The organism is Sphingobacterium sp. UBA5789, assembly GCF_002418355.1.
Taxonomy (GTDB): domain Bacteria; phylum Bacteroidota; class Bacteroidia; order Sphingobacteriales; family Sphingobacteriaceae; genus Sphingobacterium.
Genome location: NZ_DIDX01000006.1, coordinates 1 through 19526 on the forward strand (window position 1 = coordinate 1; position 19526 = coordinate 19526).

The 19526-nt window shown below is 39.6% G+C and carries 17 protein-coding genes; 6 read left to right on the forward strand and 11 right to left on the reverse strand.

Features of this window, described 5'->3' with window-relative positions; translation table 11 throughout:
* Positions 1-131: 131 nt before the first annotated feature.
* Genes B4B65_RS16230 through spt form a run of 5 tightly spaced genes read right to left on the reverse strand, consistent with a single transcriptional unit; the run spans position 132 to position 4566 of the window.
* Entirely contained in the window at positions 132-515 is a 384-nt protein-coding gene (locus B4B65_RS16230; protein WP_201680544.1) for a GtrA family protein, read from the reverse strand.
* A gap of 15 nt (positions 516-530) precedes the next feature.
* Positions 531-1235, reverse strand: a complete 705-nt coding sequence (locus B4B65_RS16235; RefSeq protein WP_201680545.1) for a CDP-alcohol phosphatidyltransferase family protein — start codon at positions 1233-1235, stop codon at positions 531-533.
* Positions 1236-1246: 11 nt separating this feature from the next.
* On the reverse strand, positions 1247-2242 hold the full coding sequence (locus B4B65_RS16240) for an NAD-dependent epimerase/dehydratase family protein (protein ID WP_293916939.1): 996 nt from the start codon (positions 2240-2242) through the stop codon (positions 1247-1249).
* A complete protein-coding gene (locus B4B65_RS16245) occupies positions 2239-3360 on the reverse strand; it encodes a hypothetical protein (RefSeq protein ID WP_201680547.1) in 1122 nt (373 codons plus the stop codon). The genes B4B65_RS16240 and B4B65_RS16245 overlap by 4 nt, the downstream gene beginning before the upstream one ends.
* A gap of 6 nt (positions 3361-3366) precedes the next feature.
* Positions 3367-4566: a serine palmitoyltransferase gene (spt, locus tag B4B65_RS16250; protein WP_201680548.1), complete on the reverse strand. Its 1200-nt coding sequence runs from the start codon at positions 4564-4566 to the stop codon at positions 3367-3369.
* Positions 4567-4957: 391 nt separating this feature from the next.
* Here spt and smpB point away from each other — a divergent pair, with 391 nt between their 5' ends.
* Complete coding sequence (gene smpB, locus B4B65_RS16255; protein ID WP_201680549.1) at positions 4958-5413, forward strand: SsrA-binding protein SmpB; 456 nt, start codon at positions 4958-4960, stop codon at positions 5411-5413.
* A 4-nt stretch (positions 5414-5417) separates the two neighbouring features.
* On the opposite strand, the gene B4B65_RS16260 is transcribed toward smpB, so the two are convergent.
* Positions 5418-6320 (reverse strand): AraC family transcriptional regulator, encoded by a 903-nt coding sequence (locus tag B4B65_RS16260; protein ID WP_293916943.1) that lies wholly within the window; start codon positions 6318-6320, stop codon positions 5418-5420.
* 258 nt (positions 6321-6578) lie between these two features.
* On the opposite strand from B4B65_RS16260, the gene B4B65_RS16265 reads away from it, so the two are divergent.
* The 3 genes from B4B65_RS16265 to B4B65_RS16275 all read left to right on the forward strand — a co-directional run bounded on the left by B4B65_RS16265 (position 6579) and on the right by B4B65_RS16275 (position 9600).
* Positions 6579-8081 carry an aldehyde dehydrogenase family protein gene (locus tag B4B65_RS16265; protein ID WP_293916946.1) on the forward strand — a complete coding sequence of 501 codons (1503 nt, stop codon included), beginning with the start codon at positions 6579-6581 and terminating at the stop codon, positions 8079-8081.
* A 49-nt stretch (positions 8082-8130) separates the two neighbouring features.
* On the forward strand, positions 8131-9162 hold the full coding sequence (gene adhP, locus B4B65_RS16270) for an alcohol dehydrogenase AdhP (RefSeq protein ID WP_293916947.1): 1032 nt from the start codon (positions 8131-8133) through the stop codon (positions 9160-9162).
* Positions 9163-9225: 63 nt separating this feature from the next.
* Positions 9226-9600, forward strand: coding sequence for a DUF779 domain-containing protein (locus B4B65_RS16275; protein WP_201680553.1), 375 nt, complete (start codon positions 9226-9228; stop codon positions 9598-9600).
* Positions 9601-9613: 13 nt separating this feature from the next.
* On the opposite strand, the gene B4B65_RS16280 is transcribed toward B4B65_RS16275, so the two are convergent.
* From B4B65_RS16280 to B4B65_RS16300, 5 genes are all read right to left on the reverse strand, one after another.
* Positions 9614-10018 (reverse strand): acyl-CoA thioesterase, encoded by a 405-nt coding sequence (locus tag B4B65_RS16280; RefSeq protein WP_201680554.1) that lies wholly within the window; start codon positions 10016-10018, stop codon positions 9614-9616.
* 39 nt (positions 10019-10057) lie between these two features.
* On the reverse strand, positions 10058-11875 hold the full coding sequence (locus tag B4B65_RS16285) for a MutS-related protein (protein WP_293916950.1): 1818 nt from the start codon (positions 11873-11875) through the stop codon (positions 10058-10060).
* A 31-nt stretch (positions 11876-11906) separates the two neighbouring features.
* Positions 11907-12563, reverse strand: a complete 657-nt coding sequence (locus B4B65_RS16290) for a protein-L-isoaspartate(D-aspartate) O-methyltransferase (protein WP_003000393.1) — start codon at positions 12561-12563, stop codon at positions 11907-11909.
* 78 nt (positions 12564-12641) lie between these two features.
* Entirely contained in the window at positions 12642-15119 is a 2478-nt protein-coding gene (priA, locus tag B4B65_RS16295; protein WP_293916953.1) for a replication restart helicase PriA, read from the reverse strand.
* Positions 15120-15195: 76 nt separating this feature from the next.
* Positions 15196-15585: a DUF423 domain-containing protein gene (locus B4B65_RS16300; RefSeq protein ID WP_201680557.1), complete on the reverse strand. Its 390-nt coding sequence runs from the start codon at positions 15583-15585 to the stop codon at positions 15196-15198.
* A gap of 155 nt (positions 15586-15740) precedes the next feature.
* Here B4B65_RS16300 and B4B65_RS16305 point away from each other — a divergent pair, with 155 nt between their 5' ends.
* Both B4B65_RS16305 and B4B65_RS16310 read left to right on the forward strand, forming a co-directional pair.
* Positions 15741-18377 carry a hypothetical protein gene (locus tag B4B65_RS16305; protein ID WP_293916955.1) on the forward strand — a complete coding sequence of 879 codons (2637 nt, stop codon included), beginning with the start codon at positions 15741-15743 and terminating at the stop codon, positions 18375-18377.
* A gap of 119 nt (positions 18378-18496) precedes the next feature.
* On the forward strand, positions 18497-19507 hold the full coding sequence (locus tag B4B65_RS16310) for a DHH family phosphoesterase (RefSeq protein WP_293916957.1): 1011 nt from the start codon (positions 18497-18499) through the stop codon (positions 19505-19507).
* Positions 19508-19526 lie beyond the last annotated feature (19 nt).

A 19526-nucleotide genomic window follows, 5' to 3' on the forward strand; every position in this document is an offset into this window, starting at 1 on the left:
CAAACCTTTTTCAAAGCTTTTTTCCATAATAATCTTAACTAACTGATAACTTGAAGTATAAAATGCGTTATAACAAAGAAGAGCGGGACTAATCCCGCTCTTCTCTGTATAATTATGTCTTAATACTGCATTTATTTAAAAACCCAGAATCTTTGCAAAGGATAGTTAAATCCCAAAGAAACGATCAGCTCTACAGCTAATCTTCCGATCTTATAATCAATATGGAGTAAATTAGAAACTAAAGGAGTACCTTCAGATTTAAGAAAGATACTACCTAATACTACCAAAATAAATTTCCAGATTTGGTTACCGACAGGACTGTCGCTCTTTTTGAATGCCCAATATCGGTTTAAAGTGAAATTGACAACTGCTCCAAGACTTCCGGATATACGAATGGCATTCTTGACATCAATCCCGATGACTTCTTTACAAAAAACCATGACGCCATAATCGAATGCTCCACCGATAAAAGCTGATGCCTGTGCTTTAATAAAAGCTCCTATTTTTTGTTTCATTTTCAGGGGAAGGGCTTAATCTACCTTTTTCAATCGTTCCTGTTGTTCTTTGGCTGCTCTCTCTTCCATGTCTCTCACATCACCCATCTTTAACAACAATCCGGTATCTCTGAAATTAATAAACACCAGAATCGCACAAATAGCTGCAACCAGATAATTAATTACCCCTGGAAATACAACTTCCAGCACCAGCACCATGCTAATAATAACACGAATCTCTGTTGGTCCTACAAATCCGGCATCTATTGTATATTTATCAGTAACCTTATATCTCAACTGAGATATAATCATACTCCAGCCATAACAAGCAACCAAAATATAGCCGATCACCTCAAAAACACCGGTTGCATATATAATATATCCGAACCCGATCATGACCGTACTGATCCAATCCATTATAATATCTAGAGAAAAGCCATACCATCTGCGGGATTTGTTACGGTAAAATGCAAGACGTCCATCCAGTGAATCGCCAAGCCAGTTAATCATAAACCCCAGAATTCCTAACAGTAAATATTCGACAGCAATATGTTTGGCTAAAATAAAAGCAAGTAAGATGAGTGCTGATCCAAACGTCCCTATACCTGTCAGCATATCAGAAGAAATCCAGGAAGGTATTTTGGGTACTAAATAGGTAATCAACTTTTGTTCAGGATTGCTCAGAATATTAGTTCGTTTACGATCCTGAAACAATTTTTTATTTATTTTCAATTCACTCATACAACCTCAAATTATAACCACTTATGCTCCTTATACCACAATAATGTTTCTTCTAATCCCTTTTTCAAATCAAATTGCGGATCAAATCGCAGTTCTCTTCGTGCTGCCGTAATATCACAGGCCCAGTTTGCAGCCGTAAGCTCATTTAATCGCTCCGGATATAAGACTGGTATTTTTGCAGAACGTTTATATGCCCACTCAAATAATCGTGCCACTAATCCGACGACTCCATTAGGAAGATGAATCCTAAAGGTTTTCTTTTGCAGTACATTATTAAAAATATTAGCCATTTCATAACGATCATAAGCCTGACCGTCCGTTATGTTATATATTTTAAACTGAGCGTGTGTTGCAAAACAAGATTGAAGAATCGCTTGTACCAAATCCTTCACGTAGATAAAACTGAGTTGCTGAGGAGATCGTCCGATATAAGCATCTACTCCACTGTTCAACGTTTTGAAAAGTACATATATATCCTTTTCCCGGGGTCCGTAAACTGCTGTAGGTCGGATAATCGTCAACGGTTTATCTCCGAATTGATCTTTTACGGCCTTTTCCGATTCTCGTTTACTGCGTCCATATGCAGTCACAGGATGATACGGAGATAGTTCTGAAAGGAGACCTTGTTCGATAGAAATAGGCCCTACCGCAGCCAGACTGCTTACAAAGGTAGCTCTTTTTAAAGGAATAGCGGCTTTGAAAACAGCAGAGAATAAGTTTAGTGTATATTGTTTATTGACCCGGATCAGGTCTTCTTCCTTTTTAGCTCTTGTCATTGCTGCTGCATGAATCACATATTGGTATTGATGCTCTTCTAACAAGGCAACTAATCCATCTGTATCTTCATAATCCGGATAAACGAATTTGTCAACAGCATGCTCGATTTGGGAAACGGCACTGGATTTACGTACTGCCGCATGAACCTCAAGGCCGGCGGATTTGGCTGCTTCAACTAAGTGAAACCCGACAAATCCGCTAGCCCCGGTTATTAGGACTTTTTCTTTCATATCGCTTTCTCGTAAAAACGATAACGCTTATATAATTTACCATTGATTTGCTCAATGGCATGATTCATCATGTAATTATGCTCTAACATCCAGGAACATTCTGCTCCTTTGATGCCTGCAGGTGATGCATTTTTAATAATACGACCATACAGACAGGCTTCGATACCCATTTTTCTGTAATCATCTAAAACCCCTAACATCAGTACGCGAAGAGTTTTAAGCTTACTTTTTCCGAAAAGGAGCTTGAAGATACCGGTAGGAAGTAATCTTCCTCGTTTGATCTTGATCTGAATTTCATTGATATTAGGAATTCCCACAGCAAATCCTACAAGTTCATCCCCCTTCTCTGCTACTAATGCAAATCTTGGATCAACGATCATTTTCAGATCTTTTGCCACATAATCAAACTCATCATCAGTCATAGGTACAAATCCCATATTCTGATCCCAGGCTTTGTTATAAACCTCCCTGATTTTACTTGATTCGTTTTTAAAATCTTTCAGATTAATCTGACGCAGAATAATACCTGACCGTTTCAAACGTTCTTCCAACTTATCCAGCAAGAGTACTGATCGCTGATCTGCTTCTGCTGTATTAATGTAATATGCCAGAAGATCTACACGCTTGGAGAGTCCGGCTTTTTCAATCAGATCAATGTAGTAAGAAGGATTATAAGGCATCATGGCCATCGGTGGACGGTCAAAACCCTCAACTAATAAACCACAGACGTCATTTGTTGAAGGATTAAATGGTCCGGCAATATGATCACCACCTTTTTCTTTCACCCAGGCAATAACGGCACCAAACAATTTGTCCGCGACTTCCTGATCATTGATACAATCAAAAAAACCAAATGCACCTTCGTTTACTTTGTTAAACTCATTGTTACGTACATTCCAGATCCCGGCTATACGGCCTACCAGCTTATTATCGCGATATGCCAAAAATGGTTGAACCTGTGAATGCTTGTAAAAAGGATGTTTGCCGGGGGTGAGTAAGTCCGCCTGACCTAAAAAGATCTCAGGGACATAATTTGGATCTTCCGCATGAAGGTCATGCGGAAAATCAATAAAGATCCGTCTTTGTTTCTTTGTTTCAACGGGAATAATCTGAATCATAGGAGATTAGATTAAAGATTCAATTTCTGCTTGTTTAAAAACGCGAACCATTTTCTCCACGGCCTCATCGATCTGATCGAAAGTATGTGTAGCCATCAGTGAGAATCTGATTAAAGATTCTTCTGAAGGAACTGCCGGAGATACTACAGGATTGACAAAAACGCCATCATCCTGCAACATTTTAGTCACCCAGAATGTTTTCTCATTGTTACGAATAAATATCGGTAATATAGGGCTTTCCGTATCACCAAGATCAAAACCGCTGTCTAATAATAATTGTTTTGCGTAATTTGTATTTTTCCAAAGGTTTTCCATATGCTCAGGCTCACTGATCATAATCTCCAACGCTTTTAACGTTGAGGCCACAGAAGCCGGAGTCATACTTGCACTGAACATGACAGAACGTGCATTGTGTTTTAAGTAATCGATAACATCTGCATCACCGGCTACAAAACCACCAAGAGAAGCCAGCGACTTACTGAATGTTCCCATAATCAGATCAACTTTATCTGTCAATCCGAAGTGAGAAGCAGTACCTGCACCATGTTCTCCGATTACCCCCAGACTATGTGCATCATCTACCATCAAAGCTGCATCGAACTCATCAGCAATTTTAACCATTTCAGGCAGGTTGACAATGTCACCTTCCATACTGAAAATACCGTCAGTGACGATAAGTTTAGCACTTTCCGAAGGAAGACGTGATAATTTGGCCCGAAGGTCGTCCATATCATTATGACCGTATTTTATAACTTTGGAAAAAGACAAACGGCTACCGTCAATGATAGACGCATGGTCTCTCTCATCCAGTAAAATATAATCATTACGTCCCATCAGACATGAGATAGGTCCCAGATTGGATTGAAATCCTGTACTGAAAAGGATGGAGGCTTCTTTACCCACTAATTGAGACAATTTATGTTCCAATTCAATGTGAATATCCAGCGTTCCATTCAAAAAGCGAGATCCGGCACAACCTGTTCCATATTTTGAAAGAGCGTCTTGAGCCGCCTCTATAATGCGCGGATCAATTGTCAATCCCAGATATGAATTGGAGCCAAACATCAGCACCCTTTTGCCGTCAATCATCACCTCTGTATCTTGTTTCGACTGGATAGGTCTAAAATAAGCATACAGACCTTTCGACTTCAGCTCTTCGACAATATTAAAATGCGAAATTCTCTCGCTTAACTTTCCTTTGCTCATGCGAATAAAAGGCTTTTTCTATTTTAGTAAAATCAATATAATTCCTATTTTTTTCTTTGATAATTTACCATTTCGGACAAATGTTCAACAAATAAAACGCTTTATTTGAAACAAAAACCTCAAATAATAATGACATTTCCCTCTTTAAGACCTTCATTATCAATAAATTAAAAAGAACGGAGCTCCCAGAAGGAACTCAAAAACTCGTGCAAACATACGAAACTAAATCCAGCATTCCTTGTTTGTAACTACAATTTTTTGACATGTAAATATCATAAATTTAATTTTATTTTAACACTACGTACATAAAATAATCTCGTCAGGTCTCGAAACGGTTAGGCCGTAATTGATTACCTTTGTAAAGCAATTAATAAGCAATATACAAAATAAAATGACATTAGCAGCAAATATAAATATCAAAAATAAAAGAGCATCTTTCGAATATCATCTATTAGATAAATATATAGCCGGACTTCAACTCCTGGGTACAGAAATTAAATCTATACGTGAAGGGAAGGCAAATATTAATGACAGTTTCTGCGCTTTTTTCGAAAAGGGCTTATACATCCGCAATATGCATATTGCGGAATACTCTCATGGATCATTCTACAATCACGAAGCAAAGCGTGATCGTCAGCTGTTACTTACTAAGAGAGAACTCAAAAAGCTCAGAGCGAAAGGCGATGAGAAAGGATTTACTATCGTTCCATTACGTATTTTCGTAAATGAAAGAGGATTTGCTAAAGTGGAAATAGCACTGGCACAGGGTAAAAAGGACTTTGATAAACGCGACACGATCAAGGACAGAGATGCGAAACGGGAGCTTGACCGGGCGATGAAAAGATAAGAAGTTACGACATTGTTAGAAAAACTCCAGGAGTAACTCCTTCTTGTTTTTTAAACATACGCACAAAATAATTGATATTACTGAAGCCGCTAGCATAGCAGGCTTCTTTAATACTTTTTGAACTTTGCAGTACTTTTTTTGCATTTTTTATACGTTCCCGAATGACGTATTCCATCGGACTTATACCTGTCTCCTCTTTAAAGGTTCTGTAAAAACTGGGCTTACTCATATTCGCTTTTTTGCTCAGGTCTTCTACCGTAATATTTTCGTGAATATTATGCTGAATAAATTCTGTTACTGCCTGAAGCCGGTTGTTGGAAGAAAGGACAGGACCTTCTACAACCAACAGATTCTGGGTCTGCATAATGCGGATGAGAAGCTCTTTGAGTGTCAGATCAGCTAATACATCTTTGTGCAACTCCTTACTCAACGAGATATCAAAAAGTTTATTAGTCAGGTAAGCAAGCTCGGCATTATTATAAAAGTGATATTGGTCGTAATGAAACCTCCACTCCTGCTCCCCGTGTTGCCTTGGAAAATATTCGTTCAGATAGTTAATTGTTTCCTGGATCTTCTGATGTCCGACAGCCAGAGCTGTACATTGGGTAGGATCATTTTCCTTAGCTTCGGGAAAATCAATTTTCATAGACAGTGAGGGGGGCACTACAATCGTTTCGCCAGGGAGATAATCAAAATGGGGACGATCAAAAAGATGCATCACTTTTTTACCTTTCAGCATATTGATAATGACCAGATCATTAAATTTAAGAGGCACAAGCTTACTCTCCTGATAAGTCTCGTATACATTCAGCTCAAAATTGTTTAAAGTGAATGCACGTCTGTTTTCAACCAGAGTAGTAATTTCTTTTTTATCCGTAAATGGCAGATGATTGAGAAGATGTTTCATGCCTGTAAGATTTATAATACAAGAATAACAAGTTAATTAAAATAACGCTCAAAACAAAACTCTGGTATCCCGATGATGTCATTTTAATAAGGAGTCTCGTCCCCTTCCTCTTTCATTAAAACTTTCCCTTTATACCACACTGTTTTCAGATGATAGTATAGTGCTAAAGAATGATAGCATAATGCTAAAACACTGAATATCATATTTATATATTTGAAAATAGCCAAGTATAAGTATTTATTTAAAATCATAATCAATATGAGTGTAATAGAAAGACCTGCGTTCAAAGAACGCTATGACAACTACATTAACGGAAAATTTACCGCTCCTGTTCAGGGCAAATACTTTGATGTAATCTCTCCCTTAGATGGTAAAGTTTTTACACAAGCCGCTCATTCAACTAAAGATGATCTGGAGCTGGCGGTAGATGCCGCAGCAAAGGCATTCGAATCATGGGGCAAAACTTCTTCTACTGAGCGAAGTATTATTCTTAATAAAATTGCGGATCGAATAGAAGAAAACCTGAATTACATTGCCGCTGTTGAAACAGTTGATAATGGCAAGGCTGTTCGGGAAACTCTAAATGCGGACATTCCTCTCGCTATTGATCATTTCAGATATTTTGCAGGGGTAATCCGTGCTGAAGAAGGTTCGTTATCGGAACTGGACGTCAACACAGTATCGCTGATTGTACATGAGCCAATCGGTGTGGTTGCTCAGATCATCCCCTGGAACTTCCCTATTCTGATGGCCGTATGGAAACTGGCACCAGCATTGGCCGCCGGCAATTGTGTGGTACTGAAACCTGCCGAAAGTACTCCCATCTCTATCCTGGTGCTGTTAGAACTTATCGGAGATTTGTTGCCAGCCGGAGTCGTTAATATTGTAAATGGATTCGGATCTGAACTGGGACGTGCTCTTGTGACTAATCCAAAAGTCTCTAAAGCGGCTTTCACCGGTTCTACAGCAACAGGACGTCTGGTTATGCAATACGCTACTGAAAACATTATTCCTGTAACATTAGAACTAGGTGGTAAATCTCCTAATATTTTCTTTAGCTCGGTTATGGATGAAGACGATGCGTTTCTGGATAAAGCCATTGAAGGTGCTGTTCTGTTTGCGCTCAATCAGGGTGAAATCTGTACCTGTCCTTCCCGTCTGCTTATTCAGGAAGACATTTACGACAGATTTATCGAAAAAGTAATTGACCGTGTCAATAAAATCAAGGTCGGTAATCCGCTGGATCCAACAGTAATGATGGGTGCACAGGCTTCTCAGATACAAAAGGATAAAATCGTATCGTATATCAAACTTGGTAAAGAAGAGGGAGCTGAAGTATTGACCGGAGGAGATATCAACCATCTGGGTGGAGATCTGGAAAATGGTTATTATATCAAACCTACGCTATTCAAAGGCCATAATAAGATGCGTATTTTCCAGGAGGAAATCTTTGGCCCTGTACTGGCTGTTACCACCTTTAAAGATGAGGCTGAAGCTATTGCTATAGCAAACGACACGATATATGGACTGGGTGCGGGTGTATGGACACGTGATGCACATCAACTGTACCAGATACCAAGAGCGATCCAGGCAGGACGGGTATGGGTCAATCAATATCACAGTTACCCTGCAGGAGCTCCCTTCGGAGGTTACAAACAATCTGGTGTAGGTCGCGAAAACCACAAAATGATGCTGGGACACTACAGACAGACAAAGAATATGTTAATCTCATACAGCAAGGAGAAGCTGGGATTTTTTTAGAAAGCTTTTAACATTAGGCTCTTTTTTATTTATCTGATAATAAAAAATTATGATTCCAAAAACCATGAAAGCGGCAATGGCCAGAGGATACGGCCAGCCGTTGAGTATAGAAGAGGTTCCGGTGAAACAGCCGGGGCGCAATCAGATATTGGTCAAAGTAGTGGCATGTGGTGTCTGCCATACAGATCTTCACGCCATCGAGGGGGACTGGCCTGTAAAATCCAAAATGCCGTTGATCCCGGGACATGAAGGAGTAGGATATGTCGTGGCTACCGGTCCGGACGTGCAAAATGTAAAAGAAGGAGATGCGGTAGGTGTGCCGTGGTTGTATAGTGCCTGCGGTTGCTGTGACTTTTGTATTACAGGATGGGAAACTTTATGTGAAGCTCAGCAAAACGGAGGATATAGTGTTGACGGAGGTTTTGCAGAATATGTTATTGCTGATGCCCGATATGTAGGCCATTTAAAATCCAATGTCAACTTTCTGGAAATTGCGCCTATCTTATGCGCCGGAGTAACGGTATATAAGGGATTGAAAGAAACAGAAACAAAACCCGGAGAATGGGTTGCAATATCCGGAATCGGTGGTCTGGGACATGTCGCTGTACAATATGCTAAAGCAATGGGTATGCATGTCGCTGCAATAGATGTTGCGGATGACAAGCTGGATCTGGCTAAAAAGCTGGGTGCTGATATTACAGTAAATGCAAAAACTACAGATCCGGGTCAATATATCCAGAAAGAAATCGGAGGAGTACATGGTGCCCTTATTACAGCTGTATCCCCTATTGCATTCAAGCAAGGGATAGATGTTTTGCACCGTAAAGGTACGATTGCTCTTAACGGCCTTCCTCCCGGATCATTTGAGTTACCTATCTTTGAAACTGTACTGAAACGTATTACCGTCAGAGGATCTATCGTAGGTACCCGGAAAGATTTGCAGGAGGCATTGGACTTTGCAAATGAGGGCTTGGTCAAGGCTACTGTAACAGCAGCAAAGTTAGAAGATATCAATAATGTATTTGATCAGATGAAAGCCGGAAAAATAGACGGACGAATCGTATTAGATATTGCAGGTTAAATCATAAAGAGGGATGTAAAAAACCTCATCCCTCTTTTATTCCCTTTACAAAACTCTTTAGCAATGACAAATCGAATAGATGTAACGGATAAAGCAAAAGCACTGATCCAACAGCTTGCTGCTCAACATGGGGATCTGATGTTCTATCAGGCCGGAGGATGTTGCGAGGGAACACAGCCTCAGTGTTTTGAAAAAGGGGGATTTTTCCCACGTATGAACGATGCTATGATAGGTCTGGTGGAAGGGTATGAATTCTGGATCGATCGGGATCTCTTTGAATACTGGCAATATTCACATTTCACTTTAGATGTACTGGATGGTTTTGGGCCTGGTGGATTTTCGCTCGAGACACCTTTAGGTAAGACATTCAAAGTTCACTACAGGCTTTTTACAGCAGAAGAGCTAGATAAACTAGCTCCTGTAATTCGAAATGAATAATATAAAATTAAATTTAAGCCTCAATAGCGATACCTTGCAGAACAGGCACTGGTTTTTTAGCTTCATCCAGGGCGACGAATGTAAATAACCCACTGATAGCCAGTTCCCGTCCCTCTTTATACATATCTTCGAGATAGATTTCTACCTTCACCTTCAGACTAGTCCTCCCTATGCTATCGATGCGTGCAATTGCTTCAATAATACTTCCTGAAGGAATAGCTTTTGTAAAATCGATTCTATCTGTTGAAACGGTTACCAGGGTTTTACGGCAAAAACGAGTAGCCGCCATAAAAGAAACTTCATCCATGATGGCCATTGCCTTTCCTCCAAAGAGTGTGTCATGATGATTGGTAAGAAATGGAAAAACAGTTGTACAAACACGCGTCTCTGCTAAATTTATGCGTTCTTCTAAAGTCATGTATTAGTTCTTGTGAATATAAAAATAGATTAAAATTATTTAGTTTTCGATCTCTACTCCTATGCCTTTCAGCAACATGGAGGCATTAAATACCTTACACTCTCCATCTTTCAGTTTGTAGTCGAATAGCATTTCTCCTTCCTTTACCTGAATATCAAAATGATAATTCCGGACTATACCGGGATACTCGGCTTCCAATGTAGATAATTGCAGATCATGCGTAGCGACCATACCTTTTCCTTCCATTGTGATCAATTTTTTAATGATAGCACGTGATCCGAGGTATTTATCTACAGAATTAGTTCCTCTCAGCATCTCATCAATGAGGAAGAAGCTGTCCTTTTCATGTCCGACTGTATCCAGGATATATTTCATCCGGTCTAGTTCAGCCTTAAATGTGGAGGTACTTTCATTAAGGTTATCTTTGATCCGCATATACGTAATCAGCTTATAAATAGGAAGCTGAAGAGAGGTTGCACATACTGGAGCACCTGCATATGCCAGTACAGCATTGATACCTACTGTTCGCAGGAACGTACTTTTGCCAGCCATATTGGATCCTGTCACAAGGGCTATACTATGCTCATTTGCATCATAATTGTTGGCAACAGCATAGGCTTCATTAATCAGAGGATGATTAATGGCCTGACTTGTGATTTTACTCTGCTTTGTATCTTCCAGAATCACCGGGAAAGTCCAGTCCGGATAGTTCCTTTTTAGTGTAGCAAAACTCAGTAACGCTTCAAATTCGGCTATAACATCAAAAGCTTCCAGAATATTCTCTTCATATCTGGATTTCCATTTAACAATAGCCATCACCTGTCTGAAATCCCACAACAGGAACATGTTAAGAACCGTTCCTACAAGAATATTATTGCGTGCATCCAGCTTATTGATCAATCCTCCCAACTCTTTAAATGCAGCAGATAATTTTCCTTTATTCCCCTCTACTGACACCTGCTTCTGTAGTGTCTTCGTAAGTGTGGATGACCACTGACGATCTTCTACCAATCGTATTCCGTCAGCGTATGCATTTAGTATCCCTCCTACTTTATCAATCTTGCTGGAGAATACCGATACCCTGCCAGCCATAGCTAATGTCCAGAAAATATGTATCAATGCAAGAACAAATACATAGCCAATAACTTTGACTCCTGCTAATGCCAGGATAATACCTGCAAGCATGACAAAAGGCACTACTGCTACATAGATTCGCATAAAGGCATTACCAAAGGAGAAGTCGCCGCTTTGAAAATACTTACGAAGAAAAGCTTTAACTTCAATTTGCTGATCCAGATTAAAGATAAGTGTAGTCTGCAGTTGCTGACACCAATTGAGTTCGGCGGACAGTTCTTTAACAGCTTCCTGGCGTTGCTGTATGGTCTCTCTATTTGCCGGAGATGAGAGCCATTGCGCCAGCTGTTGTATTCCCAGCTTAGTAGCAGCACGATTAACCAATGTAAACAGGGAATACCGGCCAAATATATCCAGATCCGAAAGATAGGGATGCCGACCATCTTCAAAGTCCTGACCTTCTGAATAACAGTTTTGGCGTTGTTCTCGAAGCAGGATTTCATTCTCATTCACCCGAAGAAAAGCTTTGAGATTATCCCGTTCTTTCTCCAGGCGACTTTGTCTTCGGATAAGAAAGGCAAATAAGATAATAATAAGGGCAAACAAAAGGGACACCAACCAAATCTGCTTCTGCTGAAAGCTCCAGAAAAGAAGCCCTCCTCCCCCCAGAATGACGGCCAGACGGCCAAAACTATTGTTATTAATCTTTTTGTCTAAAATCTGTATTGCGACTTTTGTCTGCTCCACAGCATTTGCATATGTGGAGTAAATCGATATATCCATAAGGCGTCAAGTTATAAAAAAAGCCTGGAATTTACCAAGCCTGATCTCCTACTAAAGGAACAAATCTAAATGTATCTAATTCTATTCGTTCAAAATCATTCTCTCCAACCCGAAGAATAGTCACCATTTTCTGGGCTTTCTCATCCCCTACAGGAATCACAAAAACTCCTCCGATCTTCAGTTGCTTCAGCATTATCTCAGGAACGAAAGGCGCTCCTGCAGTCACAATTATCTTATCATAGGGAGCATTACCTGGAATACCTTTTGATCCATCTCCCAAAAAGAATTTTGGATTGTATCCCATATAAGGCAGCACTTGTATAGTACGGTTGTAAAGGCTTTCCTGACGTTCTATGGTGTATACATCGGCTCCCAATTCCATCAAAATACAGGTTTGGTAACCAGATCCTGTACCGATTTCCAGTACTTTATCTCCTTTTTTCACGTGGAGCAATTCGGATTGATATGCGACAGTATAAGGTTGGGAAATAGTCTGGCCGTCACCTATAGGAAAAGCAATATCCCGGTAAGCCTGATTCCAAAATGTCTCATCAAAGAAAAAATGCCGGGGTACTTTACCTATTGCCTTCAATACCTGCTTATCCTCGATCCCTCGTTTTTCTAAATGCTTGACAAGTTGTTTCCTTGCTCCTCTCTCTCTGTAATTATCTACGAATTTGTACGCCATTGCTGTCCAAAAATACCGTTAAAAACGCATATTTAAGCTATTTAAATGCAAAATGTTTGCACTCAAAGGAATACCAAATCAGGAAGGATCCACATCTATCTGTATGCGAACTCCTGTATGAGATTTGTCCAGTTCAAAACTCAGAATAGCTTGTTGCATGAGTTCCTTCACTTTAGCTATACTGACATTATTACGTTCGATCTTTAACGTGATTGTCTGAATGAAATAATTACGCACCCGGCTTACAAGAGGTGGCTCCGGACCAATGACTCTGCTACCCAGCGTACTTCTCAATCCCGACGCAAGATCCCTTGCTGCATCAAAACACTTTTGAATATCCGGATGTTTGACATCAATCTTAATCAACCTGTAAAACGGGGGGTATTGATAATTTTTTCGTTCTGTTGCTTCTTCCAAAAACATAGCATCGTAGTCGTGCGCTACGACCTGCTCTATCACACGATGATTGGGGGTATAGGTCTGGATAATTACTTTACCTATTGAGTCTCTCCGGCCAGCTCTTCCGGACACCTGTGAAAACAGTGAAAATGCGCGTTCATAGGCTCTGAAATCCGGGAAATTTATAATTGTGTCTGCATTAATAATTCCGATAAGACTTACTTTTCCAAAGTCCAGACCTTTTGCAATCATTTGAGTTCCTATCAGAATATCATATTCATGTTCATCAAAAGCCGTTATGATCTTATCAAATCCATGCTTCCCTTTTGTTGAATCGAGATCCAGCCTTCCGATACGTGCATCAGGCATCAACAGTTCGAGTTCTTCTTCGATACGTTCGGTACCGAATCCGCGGCTCTCCATGTGTGTGGTACCACAGGCAGGACAGATCTGTGGAGGGGCTTCGTGATGTCCGCAATAATGGCAATGCATTCTATTTGTGGTCTTGTGATAGGTCAGACTGACATCACAGTTGACACATTTAGCTACATATCCGCATGTATTACACTGAATAATCGGTGTATGCCCTCTTCTATTCTGAAAAAGTATAACCTGTTCTTTACGTTCTATAGTTTCTGCAATCTCCTTCAGCAGAATACCACTGAAATAAGAGTGCATATTATCTTTCCGCTTTTCTTCGGAGATATTCACAATTTTTATTTCCGGCAGCTGTGCAGTACCATATCGTTTCAGGAGCTGAACCAATCCGTATTTTCCGGCTTTTGCATTGTAATAACTTTCGATAGACGGTGTAGCTGACCCGAGAAGTATTTTAGCCTGATGAATATAACCTAAGTATATCGCCGTATCACGGGCATGATATCTGGGAGCCGGATCATATTGTTTGTAAGAGCTCTCATGCTCTTCATCTATAATTACTATTCCGAGCTCATGAAAAGGGAGAAATAAGGAAGAACGGGCACCTATAACAACTTTATATTCATTCTTCAATACTTTATGCCAGACTTCCGCTCTTTCATTATCATTGAATTTGGAATGATAAACACCTAATTGATCGCCGAAATACAACTTAAGACGTTCAGTTATCTGAGCGGTGAGGGCAATTTCGGGTAACAAATAAAGTGCACTCTTACCCTCTGCAATTGCCTGCTCAATCATACGTATGTAGATCTGTGTCTTACCGGAAGCTGTTACTCCATGCAGGAGCACTACATCTTTATTATGGAATAATTTATTGATCTGATCAAAGGCTTCCTGTTGTACTTCATTAAAGGTGAAGGAAGCTGTGAGTTCAATATCTTCTCCTTCGAAACGGCTGACAACTTTCTCTTTCACCAGAAAGACCCCCTTATCAATAAGTGCCGTAATACTTGCAGGTCCGCAGCCTACAGCTTCCATAATGGCCTGACGTGTAATCTCTGAAACGGTCTTGGATAATTGAAGATAGGCCAACACTGCATCCTGTTGTTTCGGAGCTCTGTTCAGCGAATCCAACAGTTCACGCTTTCCTTCTGTATCTGTGTATTCTGCATTCAGAATAAGATAGTTCTTCTTCTTTGGTTTGTACCGTTCGGAGATTTCTTCGGAAATCATGAGGAAACCATTATCGAAAAGTTGTTTGAGAATAGGGAATACCGTTTTCTGCCCTAATAATTTGACAATATCGCTCACCCGTAATTCTCCGGCAATCTCCAGCGCTTCCATGATCATATACTCTTTGTCCGAAAGTTGGCTTTTATCCAATCCTTCCTGATCTGAAGCGATGATTTTAGTTTCACTGGCCAGTTTCAGCGCTGCCGGAAGAGCAGCCTGCATCACTTCCCCCAGTGTACACATATAGTAAGAAGCCATCCATTCCCAAAGCTTGAGTTGGGCAGCATCTACAATAGGCTGCTGATCTAAAATATCTAAGACATATTTTGCTTCATAGCGTTCAGGAGCCATGTCAGTAACTTCCTTCACTATGGCAGAATAGATTTTATTCTTTCCAAATTGTACAATGACACGCATACCTACAGCGATCTTGTCACTCCACTCATGCGGAATACGATAAGTGTATGTCTTGGAAATAGCCAAAGGCAGAATAACATTCACAAAACAAGTATTGCGTACAGCTGAAAATAAAGATGGGTCCATAGACATATTGCAAAAATACAAAAAAGCCCCCGAAAGGAAATGCTTTCGGGGGCTTGATATTTATTATTAAAAAGGTTTATGATCTGTTTTTCAGAGCTGCCACAAAGAGACCAACCCATCCTATCATATAACTGAGTCCTCCTAATGGTGTAATGGGACCTAAGATCCGTGGGTTTCCAAAACCTGTTATCTCACGTACACTCAATATATACAAAGAGCCGGAAAAAAGTAAAATACCAATTGTAAATGCGAAGAAAGCAACGCGTATAGATGTATTTTTAGCTCTGGAAAATGTGGAAAGGAATAAGAGCGCAAAGGTATGGTAGAAATGATACTGGTTTGCGGTTTTCCATGTACCGATATGATATTCACTGATTTTCCCCTCTAATCCATGCGCACCAAAAGCCCCCAATGCCACAGCAATTAATCCAAAAAAGGACGCTGTGAGAATAATTTGTTTGTTCATGAGTTTAAGTCAATATTTTTATGCTCAGTATTACGTTTATAAAAGTATAAAATATACTCCACAATGTTGATTTTTTTATGGAAATAAAAGGAAGAGAGCCCCGTAAACGCATAAAAGTTTCTATTTGGATGTTTTTTTAGTAGGTTTGTTTAGTCATGAGAAATACGATTATTGTTACTGTCTTGCTCTTCATCGCTGTCATCGGAGCGTCTATATATTACTTTTCAGATTTGAATCAGGATCATAAAGACGCTGTAAAACCTCTCAAATTTTTACCGAAGGAAACCTATCTGATCAGCTCTTTCAAAAATGATGAAACTACGGATAATATTTTCAAGGATTTTGAAATCTTTGATGCGCTGCTGGGAAAGAAAGAAACCGATGAAATCCGTAAATTAAAAAACGTCTTATTAAGAAGTGCCTCTATACAACCCTATACGCTGAATGAAGAGATTTATATTTCTCTGCATCCTGAAGATAAAGAAATTAAACCTGTCTTTATTATTCCCTTCTCTGCAGATCTGAAAAAAGAAGAATTATCCGCCCTGTTCAGCGGACTCAGCAAACAATTTCGGGTAAATAAACAAGACACACTTGGTAAGACCATTTATGCTTTTGATGAAGGGAAAAAGGATACCATATTGTATGTAGCATATGATCATCAGATTGTATTTGCAAGTTATTCAAAGAAACTGATAACGACCATATTGGATGACAAGGTCGTCAAAATGGATCAACACCAGATTGACTTTTTCATCAAACACAATTCTAAAAACTCACCAATGAGTGTGTATTTTGACCACAGACAGATCAATCCTATCGCAAAACAACTGACAAATCGTAAATCAGGATTCTATGTGAATATGTTTGCTGATCTGAGAGGGGAATCAGCCTGGAACATCAACTATAAGAATGATGCCCTCATGCTTGTCGGAGAAAGTGAAATAACCAATGACTCTAGCTATCTCGCTGTATTCGCAAGCCAATCGAAAACAGACCAGACACTATACAACTATTTTCCGGCAAACACGGCTACTTATATCGAATATTCGATTAGTGATACCGCTTCCTTTGGTCAAAAACTTATGAAGTTTTTTGAAAAGAAAGATGATGTAAAAAAATACAACCATCATATCCGGAATATAGAAAGCAACACGAAACTGACCTACGCTAAGGATATGCGAAAGATCTGGGGAACAGATTTTGCAACGGCGGAACTTGACAATGGGGATCTGCTGGGATTTGTTCAGATTGCAGATTCCGTATCTTTCAGCAAGACTATTTCGAGGCTGAGCAAGGAGTTGGGAGATTCCATTTATCAGTTAGATTTTTCCAATACGTTGTATTTTGTTTTCGGAGACGCTTTTAAACAATTTCAACGGCCTTACTTTACCATCATTGATAAACGTACACTTGTCTTTGCCAATAGCCAATCCAATCTGCAGGAATATCTGCGATCATGGAATGCACAACGCTTGCTTACGGGAACGCTTGGCTTCAAAAATTTTGAAAAGCTTCAGGGAAACAAAGCTAATGTTACCTTTTTTCTGCATAGTAAAAATGCAAGCGGTATTATAGCTAATTCCCTCGCCTCTTCCTATCTAAAGAATTACAGAGAAAAAGAGAATTTTGGATTTCAGGACTTCTATTCCTGGTCCATACAACTCGGGGGCAACAACGGAAGCTTTCAATCCAGTATTTATGGTATTTATAAAAGTAAAAATGCCCTGGGTGGAACTCCGGACTGGACTTATCAGTTTGATGGAAAGCTGATCGGGCAACCCTGGGTATTTGAACACTCAGACACCAGCAAGATGATTCTGGCACAAGAACAAAACCACACCATACATGCTATTCACCCTAAAGGGACAAAACTGTGGTCAGCAGTCTTATCAGGGCGTGTAATAGGCTCTCCTATTCAGCTTCCTGACCGGTCTGTTGTCCTGGTAACTGACAACCGCAGACTTTACAGATTTGACACCTCCGGCAAAGTATACAAAGGGTTTTCGCTTGGCATTCCTCAACAGGCAAATGACGGACCTTCAGTAGCAAGTTTTGACAATAATATGCTACTTATTCCTGCAGGAAACACCATTCTGGCTTATGACCTGGAAGGAAAAAGCTTACCCAACTGGAAAAATGTAGATCTGGACGGAGAGCTATTATTTGATATCAAAACTATACAATTCAAAAACACAGATTACCTCATTACATCCACTAAAACGGGTTCGGTGTACTTTATAGGAAAAAATGGAGAAACGATTAAAAAGGTACAGAATCCAACCGGATCTTCTTTCCGGAATCCTATACACGTCACCCCAAGTGCTGATGGTAATGATTTGCTGGTAATGACAACAGATGCGGGTGGTAGTTTAGTGACATTCAGTCTGAACGGAGATGCTAAAAGCAGAAAAATAGGTGACTGGTCATCCGAATACTACGCAGACATAAAAAATGTCACTGCCGATAGTAAGGCTGATGTTATTATCATTGATAAGAATAAGCTGACGGTATACAGTACCACAGATACCACAATGTATTTCCAATACACATTTACCAGAGATATTGAGGAAAGGCCTTTATTTTTCCCTCTGGAAAAGGATAGGTTTACATTGGGTATAGGCTCCCGGAATAACTATCTGATTGGCCTTTTTAATGAAAACGGAAATCTGATGGAAGGATTTCCTTTGGAGGCTTTACCAAACTTTTATTTTGGCAAGATTAACTATGCCGGTGGCAACTTTTTACTCTGTACAAAACGGGATCATAAGTTGTACGCTTTTCCTTTTTAATAATTTGATTTCCATTATTTTAAATTCATTTATTAAAAAAGGTTAAAATCAAATAAATCATTCAAAAAATAGTTCCAAATACTAATTTTTTATAGTAGGTTTGCAATCTTAAATTGGCTATGCTGACACGAAACGAGAATAAGGAAATACTATCCAAATCAGATAAAATAATTATCACGACCCATCATAAACCAGACGGAGATGCATTAGGCTCTTCATTAGGATTATACCATTGGTTAAAAAGCCAAAATCATGATGTCCATATAATTGTATCATCTGACTTCCCTACATTTTTGGACTGGTTACCCGGTAGGGATGAGGTATTAATATACCCCGATCAGACGGAATTGTGTCAATCTCTTATAGATGAAGCTTCTCTTATCTTTTGTTTGGATTACAATGCCCTTTCACGTACCAATGTTATGGAAGGCGTACTTCGTGCATCTACAGCAAAAAAATACATGATCGATCATCATTTAGATCCTGAAGGATTTGATGATTACCGTTTATGGGATCCTCAGGCTGCTGCGACAGCCCAATTAATCTATACCTTTATTGAAGGTTGTGTTGATGAAGTTTCCGAAATTACTCCTGCGATTGCAACCTGTCTTTATGCAGGGATCATGACAGATACGGGTTCTTTCCGATTCAGATCTACTACAGAACAGGTACATGAGATCATTTCCAAACTGATCCGCTCCGGAGCCCGCAACTGGGAGATACACGAACAGATTTATAACAGTTCTACTGAAAACAGATTAAAGTTTCTCGGACATTGCTTACTGAACCGTTTAGAAGTCATTCATGAGTATAATACAGCTCTTTTTGCGGTGTCAAAGCAAGATCTTGAGCAGTTCCAGGTGACTACCGGTGATACAGAAGGATTAGTTAATTATGCGCTTTCTGTAAAAGGAATTCGTTTAGCTGCATTAATTATTGACAGAACTGAATTAATAAAATTATCTTTGCGTTCAATCGGTGATGTGCCTTGCAATGAGATCGCAAGAAAACACTTCAACGGAGGTGGCCACTTTAATGCGGCAGGCGGAAGTTCCGAAGGGGATTTGCAAAGTGTAGTCCATAAGTTTAAATCCATATTATCGGAATACAACGAAATATTAATAAAATAACTATAGTGAATAAACAGAA

What these genes read in the sequence shown, in the direction of transcription:
- B4B65_RS16265 (WP_293916946.1), top strand. Translation starts at nt 6,579, where the DNA reads ATGAGTGTAATAGAAAGACCTGCGTTCAAAGAACGCTATGACAACTAC.
- B4B65_RS16245 (WP_201680547.1), bottom strand. Translation starts at nt 3,360, where the DNA reads ATGATTCAGATTATTCCCGTTGAAACAAAGAAACAAAGACGGATCTTT.
- B4B65_RS16275 (WP_201680553.1), top strand. Translation starts at nt 9,226, where the DNA reads ATGACAAATCGAATAGATGTAACGGATAAAGCAAAAGCACTGATCCAA.
- B4B65_RS16290 (WP_003000393.1), bottom strand. Translation starts at nt 12,563, where the DNA reads ATGGCGTACAAATTCGTAGATAATTACAGAGAGAGAGGAGCAAGGAAA.
- smpB (WP_201680549.1), top strand. Translation starts at nt 4,958, where the DNA reads ATGACATTAGCAGCAAATATAAATATCAAAAATAAAAGAGCATCTTTC.
- B4B65_RS16305 (WP_293916955.1), top strand. Translation starts at nt 15,741, where the DNA reads ATGAGAAATACGATTATTGTTACTGTCTTGCTCTTCATCGCTGTCATC.
- priA (WP_293916953.1), bottom strand. Translation starts at nt 15,119, where the DNA reads ATGGACCCATCTTTATTTTCAGCTGTACGCAATACTTGTTTTGTGAAT.
- B4B65_RS16280 (WP_201680554.1), bottom strand. Translation starts at nt 10,018, where the DNA reads ATGACTTTAGAAGAACGCATAAATTTAGCAGAGACGCGTGTTTGTACA.
- B4B65_RS16230 (WP_201680544.1), bottom strand. Translation starts at nt 515, where the DNA reads ATGAAACAAAAAATAGGAGCTTTTATTAAAGCACAGGCATCAGCTTTT.
- B4B65_RS16310 (WP_293916957.1), top strand. Translation starts at nt 18,497, where the DNA reads ATGCTGACACGAAACGAGAATAAGGAAATACTATCCAAATCAGATAAA.
- B4B65_RS16300 (WP_201680557.1), bottom strand. Translation starts at nt 15,585, where the DNA reads ATGAACAAACAAATTATTCTCACAGCGTCCTTTTTTGGATTAATTGCT.
- B4B65_RS16235 (WP_201680545.1), bottom strand. Translation starts at nt 1,235, where the DNA reads ATGAGTGAATTGAAAATAAATAAAAAATTGTTTCAGGATCGTAAACGA.
- spt (WP_201680548.1), bottom strand. Translation starts at nt 4,566, where the DNA reads ATGAGCAAAGGAAAGTTAAGCGAGAGAATTTCGCATTTTAATATTGTC.
- B4B65_RS16285 (WP_293916950.1), bottom strand. Translation starts at nt 11,875, where the DNA reads ATGGATATATCGATTTACTCCACATATGCAAATGCTGTGGAGCAGACA.
- B4B65_RS16240 (WP_293916939.1), bottom strand. Translation starts at nt 2,242, where the DNA reads ATGAAAGAAAAAGTCCTAATAACCGGGGCTAGCGGATTTGTCGGGTTT.
- B4B65_RS16260 (WP_293916943.1), bottom strand. Translation starts at nt 6,320, where the DNA reads ATGAAACATCTTCTCAATCATCTGCCATTTACGGATAAAAAAGAAATT.
- adhP (WP_293916947.1), top strand. Translation starts at nt 8,131, where the DNA reads ATGATTCCAAAAACCATGAAAGCGGCAATGGCCAGAGGATACGGCCAG.